Genomic DNA, 23,311 nt, shown 5'->3' on the forward strand with positions numbered 1-23,311 from the left:
GTCGTACGGTGAGCGAGGTTTTCGACACACTGGCGCATCCGGTTCGAAAGTGGATCCGGAACCAAGGCTGGCGCGAGCTGCGCGCCATACAGGCAAACGCGATCCGATCGATCTACGGGCGCGACGGCGATCTGATCGTCGCTGCGTCCACGGCTGGTGGCAAGACCGAGGCCGCGTTCCTTCCGCTGCTTTCGCAGGTCATCGACGATCCGAGCGACGAAGGCGGTTTCGACCTTCTCTATATCGGCCCGCTCAAGGCGTTGATCACGGATCAGGCGAACCGGCTCGACGACATCTGCAGGGAGGCGGAGCTACCGGTCGTTCCGTGGCACGGCGACGTATCGCAATCGATCAAGGCTCGCGCGCTGAAGCGGCCTCGCGGCGTTCTTATGATTACGCCGGAATCGCTCGAAGCGCTGTTCATTCGGCGCGGACTGGAGATACCGCGTCTCTTCGGTGCGACCCGGGCCGTCGTCATCGACGAACTCCACACCGTGCTCGACAGCGAACGCGGTGTGCAACTCGCTTCGCTTCTCAACCGGCTGGAACTTACGGTCGAACGGCGGATCCGTCGGGTCGGGCTTTCCGCAACGCTTGGGGACATGGATCTGGCGCGTGCATATCTCCGATCGGAGGATGCCGCTGATGTCGACCTGATCGAGGCCGAAAGCAGCGAGGCGGAATTGCGGCTGCAGCTTCGCGGCTACCTTGCAGGCGGAAAGGGTGACGATGCGCCACCGGCGACCGATGCCGTCGCTTCTCACCTTTTTGCGCATCTTCGAGGCAGCGACAATCTTGTCTTCGCCGGCGCACGCGCATCCGTGGAAGTTTATGCGGATCGGCTTCGTGCCCTCTGTGAGCGGGAAAACCTGCCACAGGAATTCTATCCGCATCACGCCAGCCTGTCGCGCGACCATCGCGACTTCGTGGAACGCCGGCTCAAGGATGACGGCAAGCCGACGACCGCCGTGTGCACCTCTACCCTAGAGCTCGGCATCGATATCGGGGATGTCGTTTGCGTCGCACAGATCGGCGCGCCGTTCAGTGTCGCCGCACTGAGGCAGCGGCTCGGCCGCTCCGGTCGGCGGCCTGGCCAGCCGGCAATCCTGCGCCAATATGCGGTCGAGTCGCGACTGACGGCCGAAAGCAACTTTGCGGATCGTCTACGGCTCGGGCTGGTCCGTGCGGTGGCGATGATCGAGCTCTTGCTCGAAGGATGGTGCGAACCGCCGAAGCCGCAGGCACTTCACCTCTCGACGCTCACGCATCAGATCCTTTCCGTCATCGCCGAACGCGGTGGCGCCTCCGCAAGCCATCTCTACCGTGTGTTATGCCGCACCGGTCCGTTCCGCATGGTCACCAAGGCGATCTTTGCGGATCTTCTCCGCGTGCTTGGCAATGCCGATGTCGGCTTGATCGAACAGAGCGGAAGCGGACTTCTTCTGCTCGGACCGACTGGCGAGAGGCTCGTCGAGCACTACGGCTTCTACGCGGTCTTCAACACGCCCGAGGAATACCGGCTCATCGCCGGCGGCAACGATCTTGGCACCGTTCCGGTCGACAACGTTCTGTCGCCCGGCATGATGCTGATCTTTTCCGGCCGGCGCTGGCTCGTCCTCGAGATCCACGAGCGGGAGAAAGTCATCATGGTCGCCCCTTCCGAAGCGGGTACGCCGCCGACCTTCCGCGGCACACCGGGCGATATCCACGATACGGTCGTCGAGCGGATGTTCGAGCTTCTCAAAGGTGATGCGAAGCCCGTCTACATGGATTCCTTGGCTCTTGAAATGCTGGACGAAGCACGAGCGAACTATGCGCGCATCGGCTTTCGCAAGGATCGCATCGTCTCGACCGGTGAGCGCTCGACCATCCTCGCCACCCGTGCCGGTACCGTGAAGACGACCACGCTGGCGCTCGCGCTTCGATCCTTCGGCCACAAGGTGGAGCCGCACGACGGCTTTCTGACGATCAACGAGAACGATGATGGTCCGGTTGTCACCGAGGCGCTGGCACGCCTTGCCGGCGAAGAGGAAAGGGAGGTTTTCGGCGACGGGGCAAACCTGATCTTCGAGAAGTTCCACCCCTATCTGTCGCGCGAACTGTTGGTGAAGGACGCGCTGTCGTCGAGGGTCGATCTTCCCGCTTTGCCGAAGCTCTGCGCATCGTTGCTATCCAGCGAATAGGGGCCCGAGCTCGCATGTCGCGTCCCCGAAATCATCCCGCGGAATGCCTGTCTGGCGTCGGGGACGTTTAGTCGTCCGTCATCGGCAGTGTGCCGACGAAGCGGACTGCACGAAAACGGTGTATCGAATGCGGCTGGTGCGGTCGTCCTCGTAATGAGCAAGGTCGATTCCTCCGTCCGCCTTTTGGATAGTCTGAACGGCCCGCGCCTTGATCGGGGCGCACGCGACGATGGCGACGCAGATGAACGCCTTCTTAACTGCGTTACCTTTTCCGATGGAACATAGGGGCGACCCTACTAAGGGTTGTGTTAAGCTGCGGGAGCTAGATTGCTTTCGAGTTTTCGAAAATATCCGTTCGGATGATCCAGATGGCTTTGCGTTCCGGTCATGGTCGCCTTTTAGGCAGGGTAAGGATTCCAGAAGCCCTGCGTGACGACTATGCGGCCTTCGTCCTGAAGCGGCAGGAGCGCACCACGTTGCCGGCGCTCATGGTCGGCACGGCGATCATGGTCGGCCTGTTCGCGCTCGACTGCTGGATCGTGCCCGACGTGCTCGGCATGGCGGCTGCCATTCGTTTCGGTATCGGCCTGCCTATTGCCGCAGCCTTCTACATCTATCTCTATTCGGGCGGCCGCCCACTGTGGATGCACTATGCGATCGGCGGTAGCACGGCACTCCTTTTCGGCACGCTTGCCTGCGTGCTCGTCGTCAACTCCTATGCGCCACTCGCGCCAATGTACCTGACGGCGAACAACGTCACCGTCATGTTCGTCGTCATCATTCTCGGGTTTCCGCCACCCTTCGCAGCCGCCATGGCGTTGGCGATCATCGTCGTGCAGGCTGGCGTCCTGTCGATGTCGCACGCCGCTTCCGTAACGCTCCTCGTTCTGATGACGGGCATCTCGCTGGCAATCGCGGCGGCCGGACTTTACGGCAATCTGTGCATGGACCGCGATCGGCGCCTTCAATTCCTCAGCAAGCATCGGGATCGCCAGCAGCTCCGCGCTCTCGCGTCGCAGAACGTGCTGCTCGAACGTCTGTCGGCTCTCGATCCGCTGACCAGCCTGTCGAACCGGCGCGGTTTCGATGCGGTCATGGCCTCGGCGATCGCCGATGCGCGAGCCGAGCCCGCGACGACTGCGGTAGCGCTCGCCATGGTCGATATCGACCATTTCAAGCTCTTCAACGATGCGCGGGGCCATGTTGCCGGCGATGCGGCGCTTCGTGCCGTCGCGGAAGCGCTATCCGGCGCCGTCGGCGAGCACGACCTCGTCGCACGCTACGGCGGCGAAGAATTCGCCGTGGTCATGCCGGTGACGGAGCCGCTTCTTCTCGAGATGGTGGCGGCACGTCTTCGCGCAGCCGTCGACCGTCTGTATCTCGACCATCCATCGAGCCCGACGGCGAGGAACATCACCGTATCGATCGGCATCGCCTACGCCGATCGCACGAGCCTGCCGGGTTTGACGCCACAGGTCCTGACCGAGGCGGCCGACGTCGCGCTCTACAGCGCCAAGAACGCCGGACGCAACCGTTTCGTTATCCGCGCATGCGGGACGGACCTCGAGCCGCTTGCCGTCAACGCACGCTGAGATCGGTATTCCCTGCGGGAGAGGGCCGGTGACTTCGGCTGTCGACTTCGAGGGGTCGTTGCCGACGAACCATCAACGACTGACCACGTGGACGGCGGTTGGGCGCGAGCGGGGACCCCGACCCGCAGCACCCCCCGCTTCATTCCGGATGTGGATCCAGCGTCCATGGTGCCGTTGCGCCGTGCGTGAAGCGACAGCTTTTCCGTTGGAGCGCTTCAGGCCGTGTTTCGCAACCGGGTCGTCGAGAGAGCGCCTTCGCGTTCGAGAAACGGATAGGCGATCGTCGCGAGCAGCGAATTGATCTGCTTGAGATCGCGGATCGTGTCGAGATGGATCGTGCTCGTCTCGAGGCTGCGCTCGGTGCCGCGACGCAGGCGGTCGAAATGCCGGTTGCTCGTCTCCCGTTCCACCGCGCGCAGATGGTCCTTCTCCATCACGAGCTGGCGGGCCGTCTCCGCGTCGCCCGTGACGAGGAGGTTGAAGGCCATGCGTGCGTTGGCGGCGACGGCGGCATGGAAGTCGGAGAGTTCGCGCCAGCCCTCTTCGGTGAAGTCGACGCCGCGATCGAGCTTCTTCTGCACGTGCGCGAGCATGTTGCGGGTCACGATGTCGCCGACATGCTCGAGCTTGACGCAGGCGCCGAGGAGATCTTGGCATGTGCGGGCCTCGTCGTCGGTCATGCGCTTTTCGGTGATGCGCGCGAGATAAAGCTTGATCGCCGCGTGTCGCCGGTCGAGATCGTCGTCGAGATCGGCGAGCTGGTCGATCTCGCTCTGGTCGGCGTGTTCGTAGAGGCGAATGATGCGTTCGATCATGACCTCGACAGTCTCGCACATGCGCACCGCCTCCCGCGTGGCGTTGGCAAGCGCCTGGCTCGGCTGATCGAGCGCGCCCGCGTTTAGCGCGCTCGATTCCTCGATCGGTGGCGGACCGACTTTCCCCTCCTCCTGTTGCGATCCCTGCATGGCGACGATCGCCTCGCTGGCGCGCAGGATCAGCCGCGAAAGCGGGAGGCCGACGATCAGGACGAGAACGTTGAAGAGAATATGCGCATGGATGATCTGTCCGCTGGTCGTGGTGCCGAGCAGCGCGATCGACGGATCGGCGAGAAGATAGACGAGGAGTACGAGGATCGAGCCGAGCCCACGCACCAGCAGATTGGCCACGGGCACCACCCGGAACGCCGGCGGAGAGGCGCGGGTGAGGATCGGCGCGATGAACGACGAGCCGAGATTGACGCCGAGCACCATGACCACGCCGAGATCGGGCGAGATCACGCCGCGGGAGGCGAGCGCCACCAGAATCAGCACCGCCGCGATCGAAGAGTGAAAGAGGTAGGTGACGACGGCGGCCAGCAGGAACGCGGTAACGGGATCGCCGGAGAGATAGCCGATCACGAGCGGCAGGACAGAGCTGTTGCGCAGAGGCAGCGAAGCCTCGCCCATCATGCGCAGGGAAAGGACCAGCAGGCCGATGCCGATCAGGATACGCCCCATCTGACGCCAGCGCCGGCGCTCCGTTGCTAGGAAGGTCGTCGTGCCGACAAGCAGACATATCGGAACGAGCAGGGTGAGATTGAGGCTGAGGAGACGCACGAGCAGGGCCGAGCCGACTTCCGCCCCGCGAACCGCCATGATGCCGGACAAGCCGGTGACGATGCCCGTACCGCTGAAGGAGCCGACGAGAAGGGTTACGGCCGTCGAACTTTGAAGCGCGACGGCCAGCGCCAGGCCTGTCAGCGTCGCGAGCAGCGGATTGTCCATCGCGCCGCGCAGGTTTCGGCGCAACGCCGTACCGTAGGCACGCTCGACGCCGGTCCGCACCATACGCGTAGCGTAAAGGAGGAGCGCGACGGCACCTGCCATATGAAGGAGAAGGACGGATCCGGTCATGGAAGAAGGCCGTTCTTTGCTTTGCGCATCCAGGTTCGGTTTGCCCTCGGGGAGACAGACCCATGTGTATGATTCATATCGGCCAATTCCGTAAATCGTTCGCTCGGTCCGCGAACGATCTCAACGTATGGCGTGCACCTTTGTATGGCAGTTGATGGCGGATCGAAACATGCGATGGTGGCGCATGCGCGTGGAGTTCGTCCTGTCCGGATCCCTCGATCGACATTACCCGCAGTGGGTCGATCCTTTCGCTGCCGAACGCGCTGTTCAAAGGGTCGTCACGGTCACCATCGTATCGAACGACCGTGCCGTCGTTCTACCTGACCCCGGCTCCTCGAAAAGCGTGATGGTGCACGGACGGGAAAGCCGGCGTCGTTCCCATCCGGTATCACCATCGTTGCGCGATGAAGACGGACCAGCCGAAGGGTATGCTACTGCTCATCGTCGAAGCACTGCAATCGCTTCTTCGTGAAGCTGTGGCGTTGCCGCGGCGACGACCTGTCCCGTCGAGCCGAAGGTCAGCGGTTCGCCCGCCCAGTCGCTTACGACGCCGTTGGCAGCTTCGATGATCGGGATCAGCGCCATGTAATCGAACGGCATGAGGCGCGACTCGACCACCAGATCGATGTAGCCGGACGCAAGCAGGCCGTAGGCGTAACAATCCCCACCGAAACGAGGGGTTGCCGCGCTCTGCATGATGCGGGTGACCACTTCGCGTTCCCGGTCGTCGAAATAGAGAGGAGAGGTCGTATAGAAGCGGGCGTCGGCAAGGGCCCGGCAGCGGCTCGTCCGGCAGATTTCACGTCGGCCGGTCCTGGTGACGAATTCCCCGGGCTGACCCGAGTTCGCTATCCAGCGTTCGCCGAGAACCGGCATTTCGATCACGCCGAGTTCGGGCCGTCCCCGATGCGTCAGCGATATCAGCGTCCCCCATATCGGCCAACCCGTCACGAAGCTCCGCGTTCCGTCGATCGGATCGACCACCCACACATATTCTGCGTCGAGGCGCTCCTGGCCGTGTTCTTCCCCGAAGATTCCGTGATCGGGAAATGCTTCCGCGATCCGGCGCCGCATCAATGCCTCGATCTCCCGGTCCGCCTCGGTGACCGGGCTCAGGTCTTCCTTGGTAGCGATGTCGATCGGTTTGCGGAACCACTTCGAGCCGAGCGCCGCCGCCTCGTCGGCAAGCGTCTCGGCGAACCGCAAAAACGTCCGGTCCGTCATTGGCTCGTCTTCCCCGTCGGACAACGTCATACCGTCAATCCTTCCCGCGTTCGAAAATGATCCAGAGCATTCGACGGTGCGCGCAGACCGGACGTCATATTGCGGACATGCCGAGCGTGCTGTCGGCAAACGTCATCCGATGATCGATCATCTTCCGCGACAGACGCTGAAGCTCCGGTGCGAAAGCCGGATCTCCGGCGAGATCCCGGAGTTCGTCCGGGTCGTTTTCGAGGTCGAAAAGCAGCGGAGGCAGGCCACCGTTGAAGTGTACATACTTGAACCGGTTCTCGCGAAGGACGGCGAGATTGCTGTTTGCGTCTGCGACGTTCAGGGAGCGCTGTAACGTGTTGAGATGGCCGGCCGAACCGTAGTCCAGTTCGAAGAAGACGTAGTCACGCTTCGCCTTCGATTCCTCGCCGCGCAACTGCGGCAACAACGACCGCCCATTGAACGCAGGCGGCGGGGCGAGCCCCAACCAGTCGAGAATCGTCGGTGCGATGTCCACCGCCTCGCTCATGATGTCGAGGGCGGTGTCGTGGGAGCCAGGCAGCAGCGGATCGCGCACGAGCAGCGGCACGCGGAAAGCGGCATCGTAGAAGGACACCTTGCCCCAGGAATGGTGATCGCCGAGCATTTCGCCATGGTCCGCCGTGACGATGATCAGCGTTTCGTCGAACTGGCCGGTTGCCTTGAGGTGGTCCACGATGCGTCCGATATGGTGGTCGACCTCGTTGGCGAGCCCCAGATAGACGGCGCGTATGGCCTGGATCGCGCTCGCATCGTCGTCGTCGATCCGACCGTCGAAACCGCGCACCGTATCGCCGACCCGCGTGACCCCGAGGAGTGCTTCGGTAAAGGGATGTACGGCTCGCTCGTCGGTACGGCTGGAATGACTGACGGGAGGCGAGACCTCGGCAGGGTCGTACAAGGTATTGTAGGGGGCCGGGGCGACGAACGGCGGGTGAGGACGAATGAAGGTCACGTGCGCGAGCCAGTTGCGGTCCTCGCGAACCGAAAGCGCCTCGATCGTGCGGTCGGCGAGGAACGCAGTGTCGCTGTCGGCGGCGGTGTAGACGGCCGGGTCGGTTATGGAAGGCGCTCGAGCCGGATCGGCGGCGACCGGTCGGAAAATGTCGTCGGGATCGGAAGGCAGCGCGTAGCCTTTCCGTTTCAGGTCCGCCCGCCACGGGAGGCTTTCGCCGAATCGCATCTCGACGACTTCGTTGAAGCCCGGCAGAACGTTCTCATAGCTTTCGAGATCCGGATCCGCTGGCGGCAGGGTACGCGGATCGCGGGTGGTATCGGTATATCCGAAAAGCAGGGGTTCGTATCCAGCCTTGCGGATTTCCAGCGCGACGTTCGTATGATGGGCGGACAACGGGCTGCCGTTGCGCACGGATCGATGGTTCATGGCATAGAGCCCGGTCAGCAGGCAGGCCCTTGCCGGTCCGCACGGATTGGCATTGGAAAAATGCCTGCGGAATACGGCACTTTGCCCCATCAGCTCGGCAAGGCGCGGCATGACCGGACCGCCGAAAAGTCCGCCGAAGACACATTCGGCCCTGAGCTGGTCGAGGACGATGAAGAGTACCTTCTTGCGTGGCGATGTCATCGGATCTTTTCAATGGCAGGTTTCGAGGAGGCGAGGGCGCCGGGCAGTCGGGCGGGGCCCGGGACGGTCCGATCTCAGATTGCGGCGGCATCTTCGGCGGGTGCGTCGATGGGTATGATGTCGCGCGGGTTCACATGGAGGGTAACGGTCTTGCCGGGCTCGGGCGGTGGTACGGTCGGGCGATTGAACGTATCGGCAAGCACGGTCGTCCCGGCGACGACGAGGCGTAGCCGTACGATGGAGCCAAGAAACTGGACGTCTTCGATGCGACCCTCGAGCCGGTTCGTGCGATCCGGCGATGCTTCCAGTTTGATCGACTCCGGCCGGATCGCCATGGTAACCGGCCGACCTTTTTCCACGTTCAGCGGCTGCTCCAGTTCAATGATGTGACCGTCCACGCAAACCGAGCGATCGCCGTTGGAAACACCTTCGATCAGACTGAGCGTTCCGATGAAATCCGCTACGAAGCGGGTGGCGGGATGGTTGTAGATCTCGAAGGGCGTGCCGCACTGTTCGATGCGTCCGCCGTTCATGACGACGATCCTGTCGGAGATCGACAGCGCTTCTTCCTGATCGTGGGTAACGAAGACCGTCGTGATGCCGAGTTCGCGCTGCAATTGACGAATTTCTTCGCGCAGCGAGAGCCGGATCTTCGCGTCGAGCGCCGACAACGGCTCGTCGAGGAGCAGTACGCGTGGCTGGGGTGCGAGCGCGCGAGCCAGCGCGACGCGCTGCTGCTGACCGCCGGAAAGCTGATACGGGTAGCGATCGACCAGATGCGGCAGCTTTATGAGGGCCAGCATTTCCTCGACCCTGCCGGCGATTTCCGATTTCGCCCGTCCCGCGACCTGAAGGCCGAAGGCGATGTTTTCGCCGACCGACAGGTTCGGGAAAAGGGCATAGGATTGAAACACCATGCCGATGCGGCGCCGATTTGCCTGCAAGGCTGTAATGTCCTCCCCGTCGATGGCGATGCGGCCGGAGGACGGACTTTCGAAGCCGGCGATCATGCGCAGCATCGTTGTCTTGCCGCAGCCGGAAGGACCCAGGAACGATATGAATTCGCCACGTTCGACCGCGAGACTGAAGTCGTCGACGACGGTCGACGTGTCGAAGCGCTTGGTAACGTCCGCAATATTCAGAAATGTCATGCGACAGGCCTTTCCGAAGGACTTGCAAAGGGTCGCCGGTTGCGACGCCGTCTTGGACGGCGCCGGGCGAAGAGTTGCATCATTCCCATGCATGTCCACGTGAAGAGAAACGCCATGAACGCCAGCGCGCTTGGCTCGTAGGCCCTGTTCTGGCCGATGAGGGCAAGGTATGGGCCGAACGTATCGCGGTTGAGGAGGCTGGCGAAGACGAATTCGCCCATAACGATTGCAAAGGTAATGAAGGCTCCCGACAGGACCGAGGCACGCACATTGGGAAAGATGACCGACATGAGAATGGTGCGACGGCCCGCTCCGAGGCTTTCGGCCGCCTCGGTCAGCGTGCGGATGTCCACGGCGGCCATGCCGGTGTCGACGGCTCGGTACATGTAGGGCAGCGAAAGCGCGACGTAGCCGAGCACGAGCAACACGTTCGTCCCGGTTTCACTGGCCGTCAGGGGCAGTATCGACGAAGAGTTGTAAAACCGGATGTAGCCGAAAACGAGTACGATCGGCGGGATGACGAGCGGCAACAGGGAAAGGAACTCGAAAAGCGGCCGCAATCGGGGAAATCGAAGGCGTACCCAGTATGCCGAAGGTACGACCAGCAACGCGCCGAGTAGGATGGTGACGATCGCGACGACGAGCGAATAGGTGAGCGCGTCGACGAACCGCGAGTCCGCGAAGACGACACGGTAGGCTTCGAGGCTCCATACGCCGCGTTTCATCGAAAGCGAAAAGAGCAGCGTCGCGACCAGTGGCAGCACGAAAAAGAGGGCGGCGACGACGACGATCGCCGTTGCGTTGATACGAGACCGTTTCATCGTTGCCACCGTTCTGCCCGGGCTCGGAGGACGAGGTAGAGCACGTTGGAAAGGGCGGTAATGACGATCATTCCGAAGGCGAGCGCATAGCCGAGGTTCGGATTGTAGAGAACGTTGCCGCGTATCTGGGCGAACAGAAGTATGGGCACGATGTTGAGTTGCGAGCCGGTGAGGGCGTAAGCCGTTGCGATCGTCCCGAAAGCATTCGCGAACAGGAGCAGGAAACATCCCATGATGGATGGCATGAGTACCGGCAGGGCGACCTTCCGCCAGTATTGCATGCTGGAGGCGCCGAGCATCGAGGCCGCTTCGCGCCATTCGCTCTTCAGGCCGTCCACCGCAGGGGTGATGATGAGAACCATCAGCGCGAGCTGGAAGTAGAGATAGGTGAGGGTCAGGCCCCAGAACGAAAAGAGGTTGAAGCCCATCGCGTAGATGTTGATGCCCAGAGTTTCGCGAAGGAACGACGTTACCATCCCGATCCGACCGAGCGTGGCGATGAACGCGAAGGCGAGGGGGATTCCGGCGAAGTTCGATGCGACACCGGAAAAGGTCGCAACGGCGGGGCGTATCCATTTCGGAAGTCCGCCGTGGACGATCGCATAGGCCAGAAGGAAGCCCGCGACCGTTCCCGTCACGGCGGACGCGAAGCTTATCTCCAGCGACAACTGATAGGCGCGGAGGATCTGAGGGCTGAAGAGGTTGACGATATTGGCGAAGGTGTAGTCGCCGTTGGGGTTCTGGAAAGCGCCCACGACCAGATAGAGAACGGGACCGATCAGGAAGAACGCGGTGAAGGCGAGGAAGGGAACGAGGCCGACCCACGCGAAGTCGAGCCTGCGGTAAGCCCGACGCGTCGCCCCTCGAGGCGGATCACCGGTGTTGGAAGAAATCGCGCTCATGGTCTTGGGCCTTCGTTTCACGACTGGACGACGTTCGGCCTTCGTGAACCCGTATCGGGCTGAAGATGCCCGAGCGGTACGTTTTCGCGAAAGACCGATCGATCGACCGGGACACAAGGACGGCGTTCGACAAAGCGGTGCCCGGCCGAAACGATGGCCGGCGCACCATTGCCGATGCTGCTACTTGACGGTCGCGCCCATGGTTTTCGACCATTGCTGCGAGATGATCGACTGCGCGTCGCCCTGATCGGAGAGGCTTGGGAAGACGGCCTTCTCGTAGGCCTTGGCCGGCGGCATCTTGTCGAGGATCTCCTTGGGAACCGCGCCGGCCTTGACCATTTCGTTGAACCGCACGGGGTGGCAGTAGCCCTTCAGCCAGTTGATGCCACCTTCGTCGGAATACAGATACTCCTCCCACAGCTTGGCCGCGTTGGGGTGTGGCGCGTAAGCACTGATCGCCTGCACGTAGGCGCCGGCGACCACGCCCTTTTCAGGCACGGAGATCTTTACCGGGGGATTGCCCTGCAGCGTGTCTCGCATGGAAAGCAACAGGAAGTCCCAGTTCAGAAGAACCGGCGTCGTCCCCTGCGCGAAGGTGGACGCGGAGCCGACGACCGGCACGAAATTGCCGTTGTCGCCGAGCTTCTTGAAGAACTGCAGGCCGTCCTGAGCCGCCTCCTTGCCCGATTTTGCGCCGCGCGACACGCCGGCGGCATAGATCGACATGATCGCGCTGTTGCCGGTTCGCGGATCGCCCGGCAAGGCGACGGCGTTTCCATATTGGGAGTCGAGCAGGTCTTCGAAGCTTTCGGGAGCGTCGCTGACGAGATCCTCGTTCGCTCCGATGGCCAGAACGCCGTAGTAATCGCCGTACCAATGGCCGTTCTCGTCCTTCAGTTCGTCCGGGATCTGGTCCCAGTTCGACACCTTGTAGGGCATGAGCAGGCCCTGTTTGGCAGCTGTCTGACCGAACGACAGGCCGACATCGATGACGTCGGGAGCCTGCTGGCCGTTGTTGCCCTTGTTCGCCTTGATGGCCTGCAGCTCGTCTCCCGAGCCGGCATTCGGATTGAGCTCGTTGACCTTGATGCCGTACTTCTTCTTGAAGCCCTCGATCATGCCCGCCCAATTGCACCAGTCGTGCGGCAGGGCGATTACCGTAAGCTCGCCTTCCTTCTTGGCGGCGGCAACGAGTTTGTCCATCGAGTTCGTGGAAGACGACTGCGCTGTAGCCAGACTGGTCGACAGGGCGAAGGCCGTAGTCGCAGCGGCCAGCAAGAATGCAGAGTTTTTCATTTGAAGCCATTCCCCTTAAGTTGACAGTTTCGTGCCTTTTGAACAAACCATGGTTCATGGGCCGTCGGTCACCTACGCTGTCTTTTTATCATTCAGATGACCGACACGACGGGTTTCGGCAGACGTTCAGGCGGCGGCGTAGAAGCCGTCGACACGCGCCATTGCCGTTATCAAAGACAATCCTCGTAAAGCTTGCGTACGTTCGTGGCCGTCAGTTCGACGGGATTTCCGGCGCAACTGGGATCGGCAAGCGCGGAAGCCACGAGCGCGTCGATGGGCGCGTCTCTGACGCCCATGTCGGAGAGCGTGCGCGGGATGCCGAGGGCGTCGTTGAACGTCTGCACGAACGCTCGAAATCCATCGAAGCCGCCCTCTATTCCCAGATAGGGTGCTGCACGATCGAACCGCTCCCGGATCTCGGTTGAATTGAGTTCGAGTACGGCAGGCATGAAAACGGCGTTGGTGGTGCCGTGGTGGGTGTTGAAGTAGGCCCCGATCGGGTGGCTCAGGGCATGAATGGCGCCGAGTCCCTTCTGGAAGGCCGTGGACCCCATTGCAGCAGCACTCATCATGTTGGCGCGCGCCTCCATGTTGGTACCGTCGGCATAGGCCGCCGGAAGGTTCTCGATGACCAGGCGCATTCCTTCGAGTGCGATGCCTTGGCTCATCGGATGATAGTGCGGACTGGAAAAGGCTTCGACACAATGCGCGAAGGCGTCGAGGCCCGTGCCGGCGGTGATCGCGGGCGGCAGGTCCTTCGTCAGCTCGGGGTCGCAAATTACGACCCGGGGCAGAACCTTGGGATGGAAGATAATCTTCTTTTCGTGGGTCTGCGAATTCGTGAGCACGCTCGCCCGGCCGACCTCAGAGCCGGTTCCGGCCGTGGTCGGTACGGCGACAATCGGCGCGATCGCCTCTGCGTCGGCGCGCGTCCACCAGTCGCCGATATCCTCGAAGTCCCATACGGGACGGCTTTGGCCGGCCATGAATGCGACCATCTTGCCGAGATCCAGGCCGGACCCGCCACCGAATGCAACGACGCCGTCGTGTCCGCCGCTCTCGTACGCCTCGACGCCGGCGGTAAGGTTCATCTCGTTCGGGTTGGCATCGACGTCGAAGAACAGATCGCGACCGAACCCGGCATTCTCCATGATGTCGAGCGTGCCCGCCATGATCGGCAGACCGGCGAGGCCTCGGTCGCTCACGATCAGAGGCCGACGCATACCGGCTTCCCGGCAGGCATCCGGCAGTTCCGCGATCCTGCCCACGCCAAATCGAATTGCAGTCGGATAGGACCAGTTGCCGCTCGCTGTCATGAGGTGCTCTTCTTCAAATGGTATGATTTGGGCCGGGTCAGGTTATGATAGCCGATCACCGAAAGGCTGCCGCCGTGCCCGGTGTTCTTACAACCGGTCCAGCACAGGCCGGGATCCAGATAGTCTGCCCGGTTCGCGAACACGGTGCCCGTCTCGATGCGCTCGCCGAGGCGCTCGGCCTTGGCGATATCTCTCGTCCACAGACTTGCCGTAAGGCCGAAAGCGCTGTCGTTCATCAGCTGCACGGCCTCCTCATCGTCGCGAACGGGCATGATACCGACGACCGGGCCGAAGCTCTCGTCGCGCATGACACGCATTTCGTGCGTGACCCCGGTAAGAATCTGCGGCGTGAGATAGCAGGCGCCGTCGTCGGCCGGCATCGTCTCGACATGGGCCTTCGCGCCCATGCGAAGGGCCTCGTCGATCTGGGAGCGTACTTCCTTGGCGAAGCGCACATGGGCCATCGGACCGATGCTCGTCGCGTCATCCAAAGGATTGCCGAGCTCGAGCGCCCGCACGGTTTCCACCGATTTCTCAAGAAACTCGTCATAGAGGCTTTCATGGACATAGATGCGCTCGATGCCGCAGCAGCACTGGCCCGAATTGAAGACGGCCGCATCCATAAGGCCCGCGACCGCCGCATCGAGATCGGCATCGGCCATGACGTAGCCGGGATCCTTGCCGCCGAGTTCGAGGCCGAGCGGCGTGAAGGTGCCGGCCGCGGCCGTCTCGACGGCTCGTCCTCCCGCCACGGAGCCCGTGAAATTGACGAAGTCGAAGGCTCGGGCGGCGATCAGATCGTCGGCGGTCTCGTGATCGAGGAAGACGTTCTGGAACACGTCTTCGGGGATGCCGGCGGAATGAAAAGCTCGCACCATGCGCTCGCCGGCTAGAAGCGTCTGGGCCGCGTGCTTCAGGATGACACTGTTGCCCGCGATCAGGGCGGGAACGACGGTATTGACGGCCGTCATGTATGGATAGTTCCACGGAGCGATGACGAATACGACGCCGTGAGGGACGCGTTCGATACGGCGTCGGAACAGCGCATCCTCGCCGACTTCCAGATCGGCAAGCCCTTGTGCGGCGATCGTTGCCATATGAGAGGCACGTTCGCGGACTCCGGAAAGTTCGCCGCCATATCGGATCGGGCGGCCCATCATGTGCGCCAGTTCGGGAACGATCTCCTCGTTCATCGCCCCCATGGCGTCGATCCCCGCCATGACGAGTTCGACCCGTTCGACGAGCGGACGGGCCGCCCATGCGGCCTGAGCGGCACGAGCGCGCCTGGCTGCCGAGCGCGCTCCATCCATCGAAAGCACTTCGCGTTCGGCGAAGAGCGAGCCGTCGATAGGTGAAATACACTCAAGTGTGCGGGTCATGTCTTCCCTTCATTCGCCTGTTGGACAGCCGCGCGCCGGTCGAAGCCGACGGCGCCTCGTCAGGCACGTTCGAAGCCACGTGCGATTTCGTAATCCGTGACGACGCGCTCGAAATCATCCAGTTCGACCTCCGCAGCGCGTGCGTAATGGTCGATAACCCCGTTGCCGAAAGCGTCGCGAAGCATGGACGACTCCATCATCGTCTGTCGGGTGTCACGCAGATTGCACGGAATGCGGCCGGTCTCGCCGGCATAGGCGTCCCCGTCGCTGGCCGGAGCGAGGGACAGGTTTTCCTCGATGCCCGCAATGCCGGCTGCGAGCATGGCCGCCGTCGCGAGATACGGGTTGAGGTCGGACCCGCCGATCCGGCACTCGACGCGGAGCGCCTTGGTCCCGGTCCCGCACAGCCGGAAGCCGGCAGTGCGGTTGTCCACGGACCAGACCACGCGCGTGGGCGCAAAGCTGCCTTTGACAAATCGCTTGTAGCTATTGACGTAGGGTGCCAGGAAATAAGTATAATCTGGTGCGTATTTCAGGAGGCCGGCCATATAGGCCTTCATCAACGGGGACATCCCGAGGCGGTCGTCCGGATCGTAAAAGGCAGCCTGCCCATCCTTCCAGAGCGATTGATGAACGTGGCTCGAGGAGCCGACCCGGGAGTGGTGCCATTTCGGCAGGAAACTTGCAGCATGGCCTTGCGCCCAGGCAATTTCCTTGATCGCGTGTTTGGCGATGGTGTGATGGTCGGCGGTCGCGAGGGCTTCCGCATATCTGACGTTCAGCTCTTCCTGGCCGGATTCAGCCTCGCCCTTGCTGTTTTCGACCGGAATTCCCGCACGCCGCAAATGGTTGCGCACCGGGCGCATGACGTGTTCTTCCTTCGTGGTCTGAAGGATATGGTAATCCTCGTTGTAGCCCGAGATCGGCTGCAGATCGCGATAGCCCGACTTCCGAATTTCCTCGAAGCTTTTTTCGAACAGGAAAAACTCCAGTTCGGTTGCCGTCATCGCTTGATAACCCATGTCGGCCAACCGCTTGAGCTGGCGCTTGAGCATGGCGCGCGGCGAATGCGCGATCTCTTCGTGCGTATGGTGGTCGAGGACGTCGCACAGAACGAGGGCGGTGCCTTCGAGCCAGGGTAAAGGCCGAAGAGTGTCGAGGTCGGGCTTCATGACGTAGTCGCCATACCCCTCCTGCCAGCTCGTCGCGGCGTAGCCGTCAGGGGTCGCCATCTCCAAATCGGTGGCCAGAAGGTAGTTGCAGCAATGCGTTTCCTCCCATGCGCTTTCGACGAAGTGTTCGGCGTGAAAGCGTTTGCCCATCAGCCGGCCCTGCATGTCGACGAGACAGGCGAGCACGGTATCGATTTCACCGGCTGCAACGCGCGCTTTGAGATCCTCGAAAGGAAGGACAGCGGGCATCAACAATCTCCGTCCGTGGAACTGGTGGAACTGCACGTTTCGTGGAGGCGAACGTCGGAACGCATCTCGGCCAAAGCAGGGCGCAACAGAAATAAAAGCTCTTCGACGATGCCGATCCTGTCGTCTTCCGATCTGAGGAGGTCGTTTCGGATCTCGATCATCACGTTCGCCAGCCCGTGCTTCAAACCGTAGCGACGCAGAGAATGCGTGACGCCGTCCGCCGCGCCGTAGGGGTCGTTACGACCGACGATCCGGTTTGGCAGGGCGGAAGCACGGGCCAGCATCGCATCAGCCATGCGGCTGTCTTCGTCGTGGAGAATACCAATATGGGTCTCGCGCGGCATGCCGAACCAAAGCGGGGTGAAGCTGTGGACGGTAATCAGCACCGTCGCGCGGCCGGCCGCGCGACGCTCGTCGATGACGCTTTCGACGGCATCGCAAAACGGTTGATAGACACTCTGCGTCCGCTCTCTCCGACCGGCGACATCGAGATTGCGATTGCCCGGAACGGCGATCGTCTCTGAGGAGTGAGGTATGGCGCTTTTGTCTTCGGGCGGACGATTGCAGTCGTAAACGAGGCGCGAGACGCGAGCGGCCACCATCGGTGAATGCAACCTTCGCGAAAGCTTGACCGCGATGTCGCGAGCGCCGGGATCCCAGGCCGCGTGACTATCGAGTGCTAGGGAATCGAGACCGAGGCGGTTATAGCGGGCCGGAATCCAGTTTGAAGCGTGTTCGCATACGATCAACCCCGGGCCTTCAGCGTCCCGAAATAGAACCTCGGGAAGCTCGTCGAAAGGTGTTTCCGTCTCGCTCGTCATGTTTGCGATCATTCGATCCCCAAGGGCTCGCGGATACCACGCGGGAGCCTTGGGAAAGAATTTTCCACAAGGGTTCGATTGTGTCAAATTATTTTCAGGCGGTTTGAAAAAGCTTATCGAATGGTGGTGCTGGCGCTGCCGCGAGGGGGTATCGAAGAATGGAGAGCAGAAACGTGCCGAAGAGTTCCGTTACCGTCCGGGAATTGATCCGCACCAATTATACGTCGTTGACGCCGTCCGAGCGGAAATTCGCGCAGGCGCTGCTGGACAACTATCCCTCGGCCGGCCTGACGTCGATCACGGCTGCCGCTCGGAATGCGAACGTTTCGGTTCCCACCGTTGCACGTATGATCAACAAACTCGGCTTTACGGGCTATCCGCCGTTTCATCATGCCTTGCTGCAGGAGCTGGAGGCAAAGGCACTTGGGCCGACCGAGCGGCGGGCGAAATGGGCCTCCGAGGCGCCTGAAACGCACCAGCTCAACCGCTTTACCGAGACCGTCATGCGAAATCTCGAGCAGACTTTCGCGAACATAGACAGCGCTCAATTCGATGCTGCCGTTAAAGCGATGGCGGAAACGAGTTCGCATCTCTACGTGGTCGGTGGCCGCATCACCCAGTCTTTGGCCACCTATGCGTTCACGCATTTTCAGGCTGTGCGAGAGCACACGACGCACATGACGTCGGTTTCCGCGACATGGCCCCACTACGTCTTGGACATGCAGAAGGGCGACGTCCTCCTCGTGTTCGACATACGCCGTTACGATGCCGGGTTGATGCGCCTGGCCGAACAGGCAACCCGGGAAGGCGTACAGGTGGTTCTCATCACCGACCAGTGGACGAGCCCGGTTGCGGACTGGGCGGATTATACGTTCAATTGCTGGGTGGAGATTCCGTCCGCGTGGGACTCCAACGTTGCAACGATGCTCCTGCTCGAAGCCATGATCGCGGCGATACAGGAAGAGAACTGGCCGCGAGCGCGCGCGCGTTACGACCGGCTCGAAGACCTCTTCGATCGGATGAACCTGTTTCGTAGATCGTGATGCGCGTTTGCCGGACGCCGCGGCCCGAAGGTTGAGCGCGGCGAGGTCGTCGATTACCGACAGATCGAGACGAACGGGACGATCGTGCAGCGCTCGCGCAGGGGCTGGACGACAAGGGTTCACGCGCTCACCGACGTCATCGGGCGGCCCTACGGGCCGATGGCGATGGCTGGCAACGCCAGCGACATGACACGCTACCACAAGTCCGCTTCAAGTTGCCTCGGCTTCGTCCACATCGCCGCCATACGCTTGTGGTTCAGAGACTTTGTCGACGCGTCCTTGTTCTCGTTTGAAGGAGAACTCCTCATGGCTTCATTCCGTCTCTTCATCGCTGGCGTACCTAAGATCAGCCGGTCGTTATCAATGAAGAAGTCGGAAGGCTTCAGCTCGTCGCGCCGACCGACGGTGGTGCTGATGTTTGCAGGCTTCGGGCCTATCGTCGATCTCCAGGCGAACCACACTGTCGTGGAGACGCATTTCTCTTGACCGCCGAATTCATACGTAGCAATGTGCGGTAATACGTATAAATGAGGTTGCAAGTGCGTCGTTCTGTTACGCAGCGACAGGTGGCCGAACGGGCAGGGGTTACGCAGGCCACGGTGTCGCTCGTGCTCAATGGCGGGCGAGACAAGATCTCGGCGGAGACGGTCGAGCGCGTAGAGGCTGCGATTGCGGACCTCAACTATCGACCCAACCGTTTCGCACAGGCCCTGCGTACGCAGCGTACGTTCGTCATCGCATGTATCGTTCCCGATCTCACGAATCCCTTTTATCCCTCGCTGGTCGTTTCCGTGCAGAAGGTGGCACGAGATGCCGGGTATGACGTCATCACGATCGATACCGAAGGCGAAGTCGCGAACGAAGAGCAGGTGGTTCGATCCGCCCAGAACGGCCGCTTCGACGGTATCGTCGGCGTATTCTTCAACCTCGGTGCCAGGGATCTCGCTCCGGCGAGTTTGGCGGGCGTCCCGATCGTTCGGATCGAGGTCGATCGGAAAATCGGAGGCCCACTGCCGATCGACGATCTCTTTATCGATAACGAGGCCGCGGCACGCGCCTTGACGACCCATCTGGTGGAACTCGGCCATCGGCGCATTGCCATGATTGTCGCACCGAGAGGGCCACAACGCGTGCGCTTGCAGGGCTATCTCAAGGCCATGGCCGAAATCGGTGCGGAGCCGTGTATTGTGGACGCAGCGAATTTCACGGTCGATGCCGGGTCCGGCGCGACCAACCGCTTGCTCGATTCCGGTCCGCAGCCGACTGCGATCGTCGCCGCCAACGATCTGATCGCGATCGGCGCTATTCAAGCGCTTACCGAGCGCGGCCTCCTAGTGCCGGACGACGTTTCGGTTGCCGGCTTCGACAATATTCCCGCTTCCGCTCTGGTGACGCCGCCTTTGACGACTGTCGGTCAGTTTCAGGACCGGTTGGGGGCCCGTGCCGCTCATATTCTCCTGACGCGCCTCGTGAACGGCAAGACCGATCCCGGCCGGGGCGAGGAGATGGGCTTCGAGCTGATGATACGCGCCTCGGTTTCCAGACCGCATTAGACACCATCATGGGAGGTACCAATGAAGACGAAACTCTATCTGATTGCAGCCGTCGCGATGCTCGGTGCGGTTCATGCCGCAAACGCCCAGGATCGCGTCACCTGGTGGTACGAGCAGGCGACGCCCGCTCAGCAGAAGCTTATCCAGGACAATATCGTCGAGCCGTTCGACAAGGCGAACCCGAAGTATAATCTGTCCATCGATTATCGCGGCAACGAAATCGACAAGCAATTGCGCGTGGCACTGCTTGCCGGCAACGGCCCGGATGTCGTCTACACAGCCGGCCCGAGTTACGTCGCTCCGATGGCCGATGCCGGACAGCTTCTTCCGCTTGACGATTATGCCTCGAAATATGGCTGGAACGACCGGATCCTGAAGGTCTTCCTCGAGATGGGGCGGTACAACGGCAAGCTGTACGCTTTGCCGAAAACCTACGAGACGGTTGGACTTTTCTACAACAAGACGTTGTTCGACAAGCACGGTTGGACGCCGCCGAAGAGCCTCGACGAGCTGGAGGCACTGGCCGCCAAGATGAAGGATGCCGGCATCACGCCCTTCGCGGCGGGCAATGCCGATTGGCGCGGAGCGAACGAATGGTTCGTCACGCTTGCGCTGAATGCGGTCGCCGGTCCGGAAAATCTCAACAAGGCGTTGCGCGGCGATATGCCCTGGACCGCGGAGCCCTTCGTCAAATCGATCGACCGGTTGAAGTCCTGGTGGGAAGATGGCTACTTCGGCAAGAATTACTTCTCTTTGACGAGTTCCGAACAAGCGGCCGACATGATGGCCTCCGGACGTGCCGGCATGATGCCGACCGGCACATGGCAGTTCCAGAACGTCACACTCTACGGGAAGAAGGACGGTTCGACGGCGGGCTTCGTGGGATTTCCGAGCGCATCCGGCGATCCGGTCTTTCCGCTTGGTATCGGTTCCACCTTCTCGATCGCCAGCAAGTCCAGCGATCCCGACGGTGCGGCCGCGCTCATCAATTTCGTCTTTTCGCCGAAGGTGTACGGTTCGATGAATTCGGCGTGGCAGGGGGAATGGAACATCCCGTTGAAGGATCTCTCGAAGGCCGAGATGACGGACGAGGTCACGCCCCTCTTCACGCAAACCATGAAGACCCTTTCCACGGCGGTGAAGGACGGAAACTACGGCTATACCACCTGGACATTCCTGCCGCCGGCCACGGACAGCTACCTGATCAACGGTATCGAGCAGGTTTGGCTCGACAAGATCAGCACCGAGGATTTCCTGTCCAAGCTGGACGAGACGTTCCAGCGTGAGAAGAAGGCGGGCAAGGTGCCTTCGATCCCGGCACGATAGTCGGATTCGTGTCGGAGGGCGCACTGCCGGTTCGCGCCTTCCGACACGGTTCAACCCTCGAAGACACCCGGACCGCATAAACCCGAAAGTTCACCTCATGCATCGGCTTTACGTCCTGCCGACGTTGATCATCAATGCCGTCATCATCGCCATTCCGGCGCTGCTGACTGTCGTGCTGGCCTTTTTCGAATGGGACGGTGTCAGCTCGCCGGTCTTCGTTGGTTTCGACAATTTCCGCGCTCTGTGGGACGACGGCGTATTCTGGACGGCGTTGACGAACAACATCATCTGGACCCTGATCTTCCTTACGATACCGATCGCGATGGGGCTGCTCGCCGCCACCATGCTGCTCGTCGCTCGCCGCGGTTCCAGCTTCTTCCAAATGGTCTATTTCCTGCCGATCGTCATCGCGACCGCGATCACCGGGCGGGTCTGGCAGGGCATGATCTATTCGCCGGTGACCGGTATCGCCGGCCTCATGCAACGCGCCGGCTTCGATGTCGTCAATCCACTGACGCACACCTCCACTGCGCTCTACGGCATCGCAACGGTCGACCTCTGGCACTGGTGGGGGTTCCTCTGCGTCATATTCTTCGCAGCCCTTCGCCAGGTACCTGCCGAACAGGTCGAGGCTGCGCGCGTCGAGGGCGCGACATTCCTTCAGACGATCCGCTACGTGCTTCTTCCGGGTATCAAGCCGACCATCACTCTGATGATGATCATGACCGTCATCTGGTCGTTTCTCGTGTTCGACTTCGTCTATATCCTCACGCAGGGCGGTCCGGCCTTTTCATCGGAAGTGCTTTCCACCTTCGCCTATCGATCGGCTTTCTACGATCTCGCTGTCGGCAAGGCAGCGGCGATATCGGTCGTCATCAGCTTGTTCGGACTCCTAGCGACCGTCTTCTACATCCGCGCGCAGGCGAAGGAGTTCGATCAATGAGGCTTTCCGAAAGTCGCATTACCTACACGATCGTCTACGCGACCCTCGGCATCCTGCTGTTCATCACGCTCCTGCCGATCGCGCTGATGGTGCTGAACTCGCTTAAGGCGTCTTCCGAGATCGTTCAAAATCCGCTCGCCTGGCCTTCGCGGTTGCGGTGGGACAATTTCGCCAATGCCTGGCGCGATGCCAATTTCGCCCGCACGCTGCTCAACTCGGCCGTGCTGACCGCGATGACGATCGTCCTCGTCTGCACCACGGGTTCGTTGACCGCCTACGTCCTCGCACGCCGGAAGATAAAAGCGTGGAAGATCCTGACGTTCTATCTGCTTGCCTCGACCACGGCGCCGATCCAGCTCTTCCTCTTTCCGCTTTATTTCGGCTTTGCCCGTCTCGGCCTCATCAACAATCCGATCGCCGTCGCCTTCATCTATACGGCCGTCTATTCGCCATTCGCGATCATGCTTCTGCGCACCTACTTCCTGGCGGTGCCGAAAGAGCTCGAGGAAGCCGCACTCATCGATGGGGCGACCCATTGGCAGGTGTTCAGACGGGTGTTCCTGCCCATCGTATCCCCAGGGATCATGACGATCGCCCTGATCATCGGTCTTTATTCCTGGAACGAGTTCCTCATCGCGACGACCTTCCTTCAGGGACAAGACAGGCTGACCGCCGTCGTCTCCTTCTTTCTTCTTTCCGGTCAGTATTCGTCTGACTGGGGTGAGATCATGGCTGCCGCCCTGATCATCGTTCTTCCCATCGTGATCCTCTTTGTCCTGCTGCAGCGCCGCTTCATCGAAGGCATGGCCGGCGGCTCGGTGAAGGGCTGAAAGGAG

Annotated in this window: 18 protein-coding genes and 1 pseudogene; 8 read left to right on the forward strand and 11 right to left on the reverse strand. The window is 61.5% G+C overall.

Going from position 1 to position 23,311, the window contains the following annotated elements:
* Window positions 1-8 precede the first annotated feature (8 nt).
* Both FJU11_RS06020 and FJU11_RS06025 read left to right on the forward strand, forming a co-directional pair.
* Window positions 9-2,183 carry a DEAD/DEAH box helicase gene (locus tag FJU11_RS06020; protein WP_141166131.1) on the forward strand — a complete coding sequence of 725 codons (2,175 nt, stop codon included), beginning with the start codon at window positions 9-11 and terminating at the stop codon, window positions 2,181-2,183.
* Window positions 2,184-2,551: 368 nt separating this feature from the next.
* Complete coding sequence (locus tag FJU11_RS06025; protein ID WP_181408066.1) at window positions 2,552-3,775, forward strand: GGDEF domain-containing protein; 1,224 nt, start codon at window positions 2,552-2,554, stop codon at window positions 3,773-3,775.
* A gap of 215 nt (window positions 3,776-3,990) precedes the next feature.
* On the opposite strand, the gene FJU11_RS06030 is transcribed toward FJU11_RS06025, so the two are convergent.
* The 11 genes from FJU11_RS06030 to FJU11_RS06080 form a co-directional block, all read right to left on the reverse strand.
* The gene (locus tag FJU11_RS06030; protein WP_141166133.1) at window positions 3,991-5,667 is read right to left on the reverse strand and encodes a Na/Pi cotransporter family protein; all 1,677 of its coding nucleotides are present in this window, start codon (window positions 5,665-5,667) and stop codon (window positions 3,991-3,993) included.
* Window positions 5,668-6,105: 438 nt separating this feature from the next.
* Window positions 6,106-6,891: a histidinol-phosphatase gene (hisN, locus tag FJU11_RS06035; protein ID WP_328591718.1), complete on the reverse strand. Its 786-nt coding sequence runs from the start codon at window positions 6,889-6,891 to the stop codon at window positions 6,106-6,108.
* Window positions 6,892-6,985: 94 nt separating this feature from the next.
* Window positions 6,986-8,503 (reverse strand): alkaline phosphatase family protein, encoded by a 1,518-nt coding sequence (locus FJU11_RS06040; protein WP_141166135.1) that lies wholly within the window; start codon window positions 8,501-8,503, stop codon window positions 6,986-6,988.
* Window positions 8,504-8,577: 74 nt separating this feature from the next.
* Window positions 8,578-9,654 carry an ABC transporter ATP-binding protein gene (locus FJU11_RS06045; RefSeq protein WP_141166136.1) on the reverse strand — a complete coding sequence of 359 codons (1,077 nt, stop codon included), beginning with the start codon at window positions 9,652-9,654 and terminating at the stop codon, window positions 8,578-8,580.
* A complete protein-coding gene (locus FJU11_RS06050) occupies window positions 9,651-10,475 on the reverse strand; it encodes an ABC transporter permease (protein ID WP_141166137.1) in 825 nt (274 codons plus the stop codon). The genes FJU11_RS06045 and FJU11_RS06050 overlap by 4 nt, the downstream gene beginning before the upstream one ends.
* The gene (locus FJU11_RS06055; protein ID WP_141166138.1) at window positions 10,472-11,377 is read right to left on the reverse strand and encodes an ABC transporter permease; all 906 of its coding nucleotides are present in this window, start codon (window positions 11,375-11,377) and stop codon (window positions 10,472-10,474) included. Before FJU11_RS06055 ends, FJU11_RS06050 begins: the two co-directional genes overlap by 4 nt.
* Before the next feature lie 180 nt (window positions 11,378-11,557).
* Window positions 11,558-12,673: an ABC transporter substrate-binding protein gene (locus FJU11_RS06060; protein WP_141166139.1), complete on the reverse strand. Its 1,116-nt coding sequence runs from the start codon at window positions 12,671-12,673 to the stop codon at window positions 11,558-11,560.
* A 170-nt stretch (window positions 12,674-12,843) separates the two neighbouring features.
* Window positions 12,844-13,989 (reverse strand): iron-containing alcohol dehydrogenase, encoded by a 1,146-nt coding sequence (locus tag FJU11_RS06065; RefSeq protein WP_141166140.1) that lies wholly within the window; start codon window positions 13,987-13,989, stop codon window positions 12,844-12,846.
* Window positions 13,986-15,368 (reverse strand): aldehyde dehydrogenase family protein, encoded by a 1,383-nt coding sequence (locus FJU11_RS06070; protein ID WP_141166141.1) that lies wholly within the window; start codon window positions 15,366-15,368, stop codon window positions 13,986-13,988. Before FJU11_RS06070 ends, FJU11_RS06065 begins: the two co-directional genes overlap by 4 nt.
* A gap of 59 nt (window positions 15,369-15,427) precedes the next feature.
* Complete coding sequence (locus tag FJU11_RS06075) at window positions 15,428-16,789, reverse strand: glutamine synthetase family protein (RefSeq protein WP_141166142.1); 1,362 nt, start codon at window positions 16,787-16,789, stop codon at window positions 15,428-15,430.
* Window positions 16,789-17,697, reverse strand: coding sequence for an N-formylglutamate amidohydrolase (locus FJU11_RS06080; RefSeq protein ID WP_235890841.1), 909 nt, complete (start codon window positions 17,695-17,697; stop codon window positions 16,789-16,791). Before FJU11_RS06080 ends, FJU11_RS06075 begins: the two co-directional genes overlap by 1 nt.
* Window positions 17,698-17,783: 86 nt before the next feature.
* Here FJU11_RS06080 and FJU11_RS06085 point away from each other — a divergent pair, with 86 nt between their 5' ends.
* The 6 genes and pseudogenes from FJU11_RS06085 (at window position 17,784) to FJU11_RS06110 (ending at window position 23,305) form a co-directional block, all read left to right on the forward strand.
* Window positions 17,784-18,653 carry a MurR/RpiR family transcriptional regulator gene (locus tag FJU11_RS06085; RefSeq protein WP_210242846.1) on the forward strand — a complete coding sequence of 290 codons (870 nt, stop codon included), beginning with the start codon at window positions 17,784-17,786 and terminating at the stop codon, window positions 18,651-18,653.
* A 93-nt stretch (window positions 18,654-18,746) separates the two neighbouring features.
* Window positions 18,747-18,845: pseudogene (locus tag FJU11_RS18555) on the forward strand (IS5/IS1182 family transposase); the annotation flags it as partial.
* A gap of 347 nt (window positions 18,846-19,192) precedes the next feature.
* Entirely contained in the window at window positions 19,193-20,206 is a 1,014-nt protein-coding gene (locus FJU11_RS06095; RefSeq protein ID WP_141166146.1) for a LacI family DNA-binding transcriptional regulator, read from the forward strand.
* A 21-nt stretch (window positions 20,207-20,227) separates the two neighbouring features.
* On the forward strand, window positions 20,228-21,532 hold the full coding sequence (locus FJU11_RS06100; RefSeq protein WP_141166147.1) for an ABC transporter substrate-binding protein: 1,305 nt from the start codon (window positions 20,228-20,230) through the stop codon (window positions 21,530-21,532).
* Window positions 21,533-21,629: 97 nt separating this feature from the next.
* Window positions 21,630-22,475, forward strand: a complete 846-nt coding sequence (locus FJU11_RS06105) for a carbohydrate ABC transporter permease (RefSeq protein ID WP_141166148.1) — start codon at window positions 21,630-21,632, stop codon at window positions 22,473-22,475.
* Window positions 22,472-23,305, forward strand: a complete 834-nt coding sequence (locus tag FJU11_RS06110; protein WP_141166149.1) for a carbohydrate ABC transporter permease — start codon at window positions 22,472-22,474, stop codon at window positions 23,303-23,305. The genes FJU11_RS06105 and FJU11_RS06110 overlap by 4 nt, the downstream gene beginning before the upstream one ends.
* Window positions 23,306-23,311 lie beyond the last annotated feature (6 nt).

It is taken from the genome of Pararhizobium mangrovi (assembly GCF_006516965.1).
GTDB lineage: Bacteria > Pseudomonadota > Alphaproteobacteria > Rhizobiales > Rhizobiaceae > Pararhizobium_B > Pararhizobium_B mangrovi.

What these genes read in the sequence shown, in the direction of transcription:
- FJU11_RS06025 (WP_181408066.1), top strand. Translation starts at nt 2,552, where the DNA reads ATGGCTTTGCGTTCCGGTCATGGTCGCCTTTTAGGCAGGGTAAGGATT.
- FJU11_RS06030 (WP_141166133.1), bottom strand. Translation starts at nt 5,667, where the DNA reads ATGACCGGATCCGTCCTTCTCCTTCATATGGCAGGTGCCGTCGCGCTC.
- hisN (WP_328591718.1), bottom strand. Translation starts at nt 6,891, where the DNA reads ATGACGGACCGGACGTTTTTGCGGTTCGCCGAGACGCTTGCCGACGAG.
- FJU11_RS06040 (WP_141166135.1), bottom strand. Translation starts at nt 8,503, where the DNA reads ATGACATCGCCACGCAAGAAGGTACTCTTCATCGTCCTCGACCAGCTC.
- FJU11_RS06045 (WP_141166136.1), bottom strand. Translation starts at nt 9,654, where the DNA reads ATGACATTTCTGAATATTGCGGACGTTACCAAGCGCTTCGACACGTCG.
- FJU11_RS06050 (WP_141166137.1), bottom strand. Translation starts at nt 10,475, where the DNA reads ATGAAACGGTCTCGTATCAACGCAACGGCGATCGTCGTCGTCGCCGCC.
- FJU11_RS06055 (WP_141166138.1), bottom strand. Translation starts at nt 11,377, where the DNA reads ATGAGCGCGATTTCTTCCAACACCGGTGATCCGCCTCGAGGGGCGACG.
- FJU11_RS06060 (WP_141166139.1), bottom strand. Translation starts at nt 12,673, where the DNA reads ATGAAAAACTCTGCATTCTTGCTGGCCGCTGCGACTACGGCCTTCGCC.
- FJU11_RS06065 (WP_141166140.1), bottom strand. Translation starts at nt 13,989, where the DNA reads ATGACAGCGAGCGGCAACTGGTCCTATCCGACTGCAATTCGATTTGGC.
- FJU11_RS06070 (WP_141166141.1), bottom strand. Translation starts at nt 15,368, where the DNA reads ATGACCCGCACACTTGAGTGTATTTCACCTATCGACGGCTCGCTCTTC.
- FJU11_RS06075 (WP_141166142.1), bottom strand. Translation starts at nt 16,789, where the DNA reads ATGCCCGCTGTCCTTCCTTTCGAGGATCTCAAAGCGCGCGTTGCAGCC.
- FJU11_RS06100 (WP_141166147.1), top strand. Translation starts at nt 20,228, where the DNA reads ATGAAGACGAAACTCTATCTGATTGCAGCCGTCGCGATGCTCGGTGCG.
- FJU11_RS06105 (WP_141166148.1), top strand. Translation starts at nt 21,630, where the DNA reads ATGCATCGGCTTTACGTCCTGCCGACGTTGATCATCAATGCCGTCATC.
- FJU11_RS06110 (WP_141166149.1), top strand. Translation starts at nt 22,472, where the DNA reads ATGAGGCTTTCCGAAAGTCGCATTACCTACACGATCGTCTACGCGACC.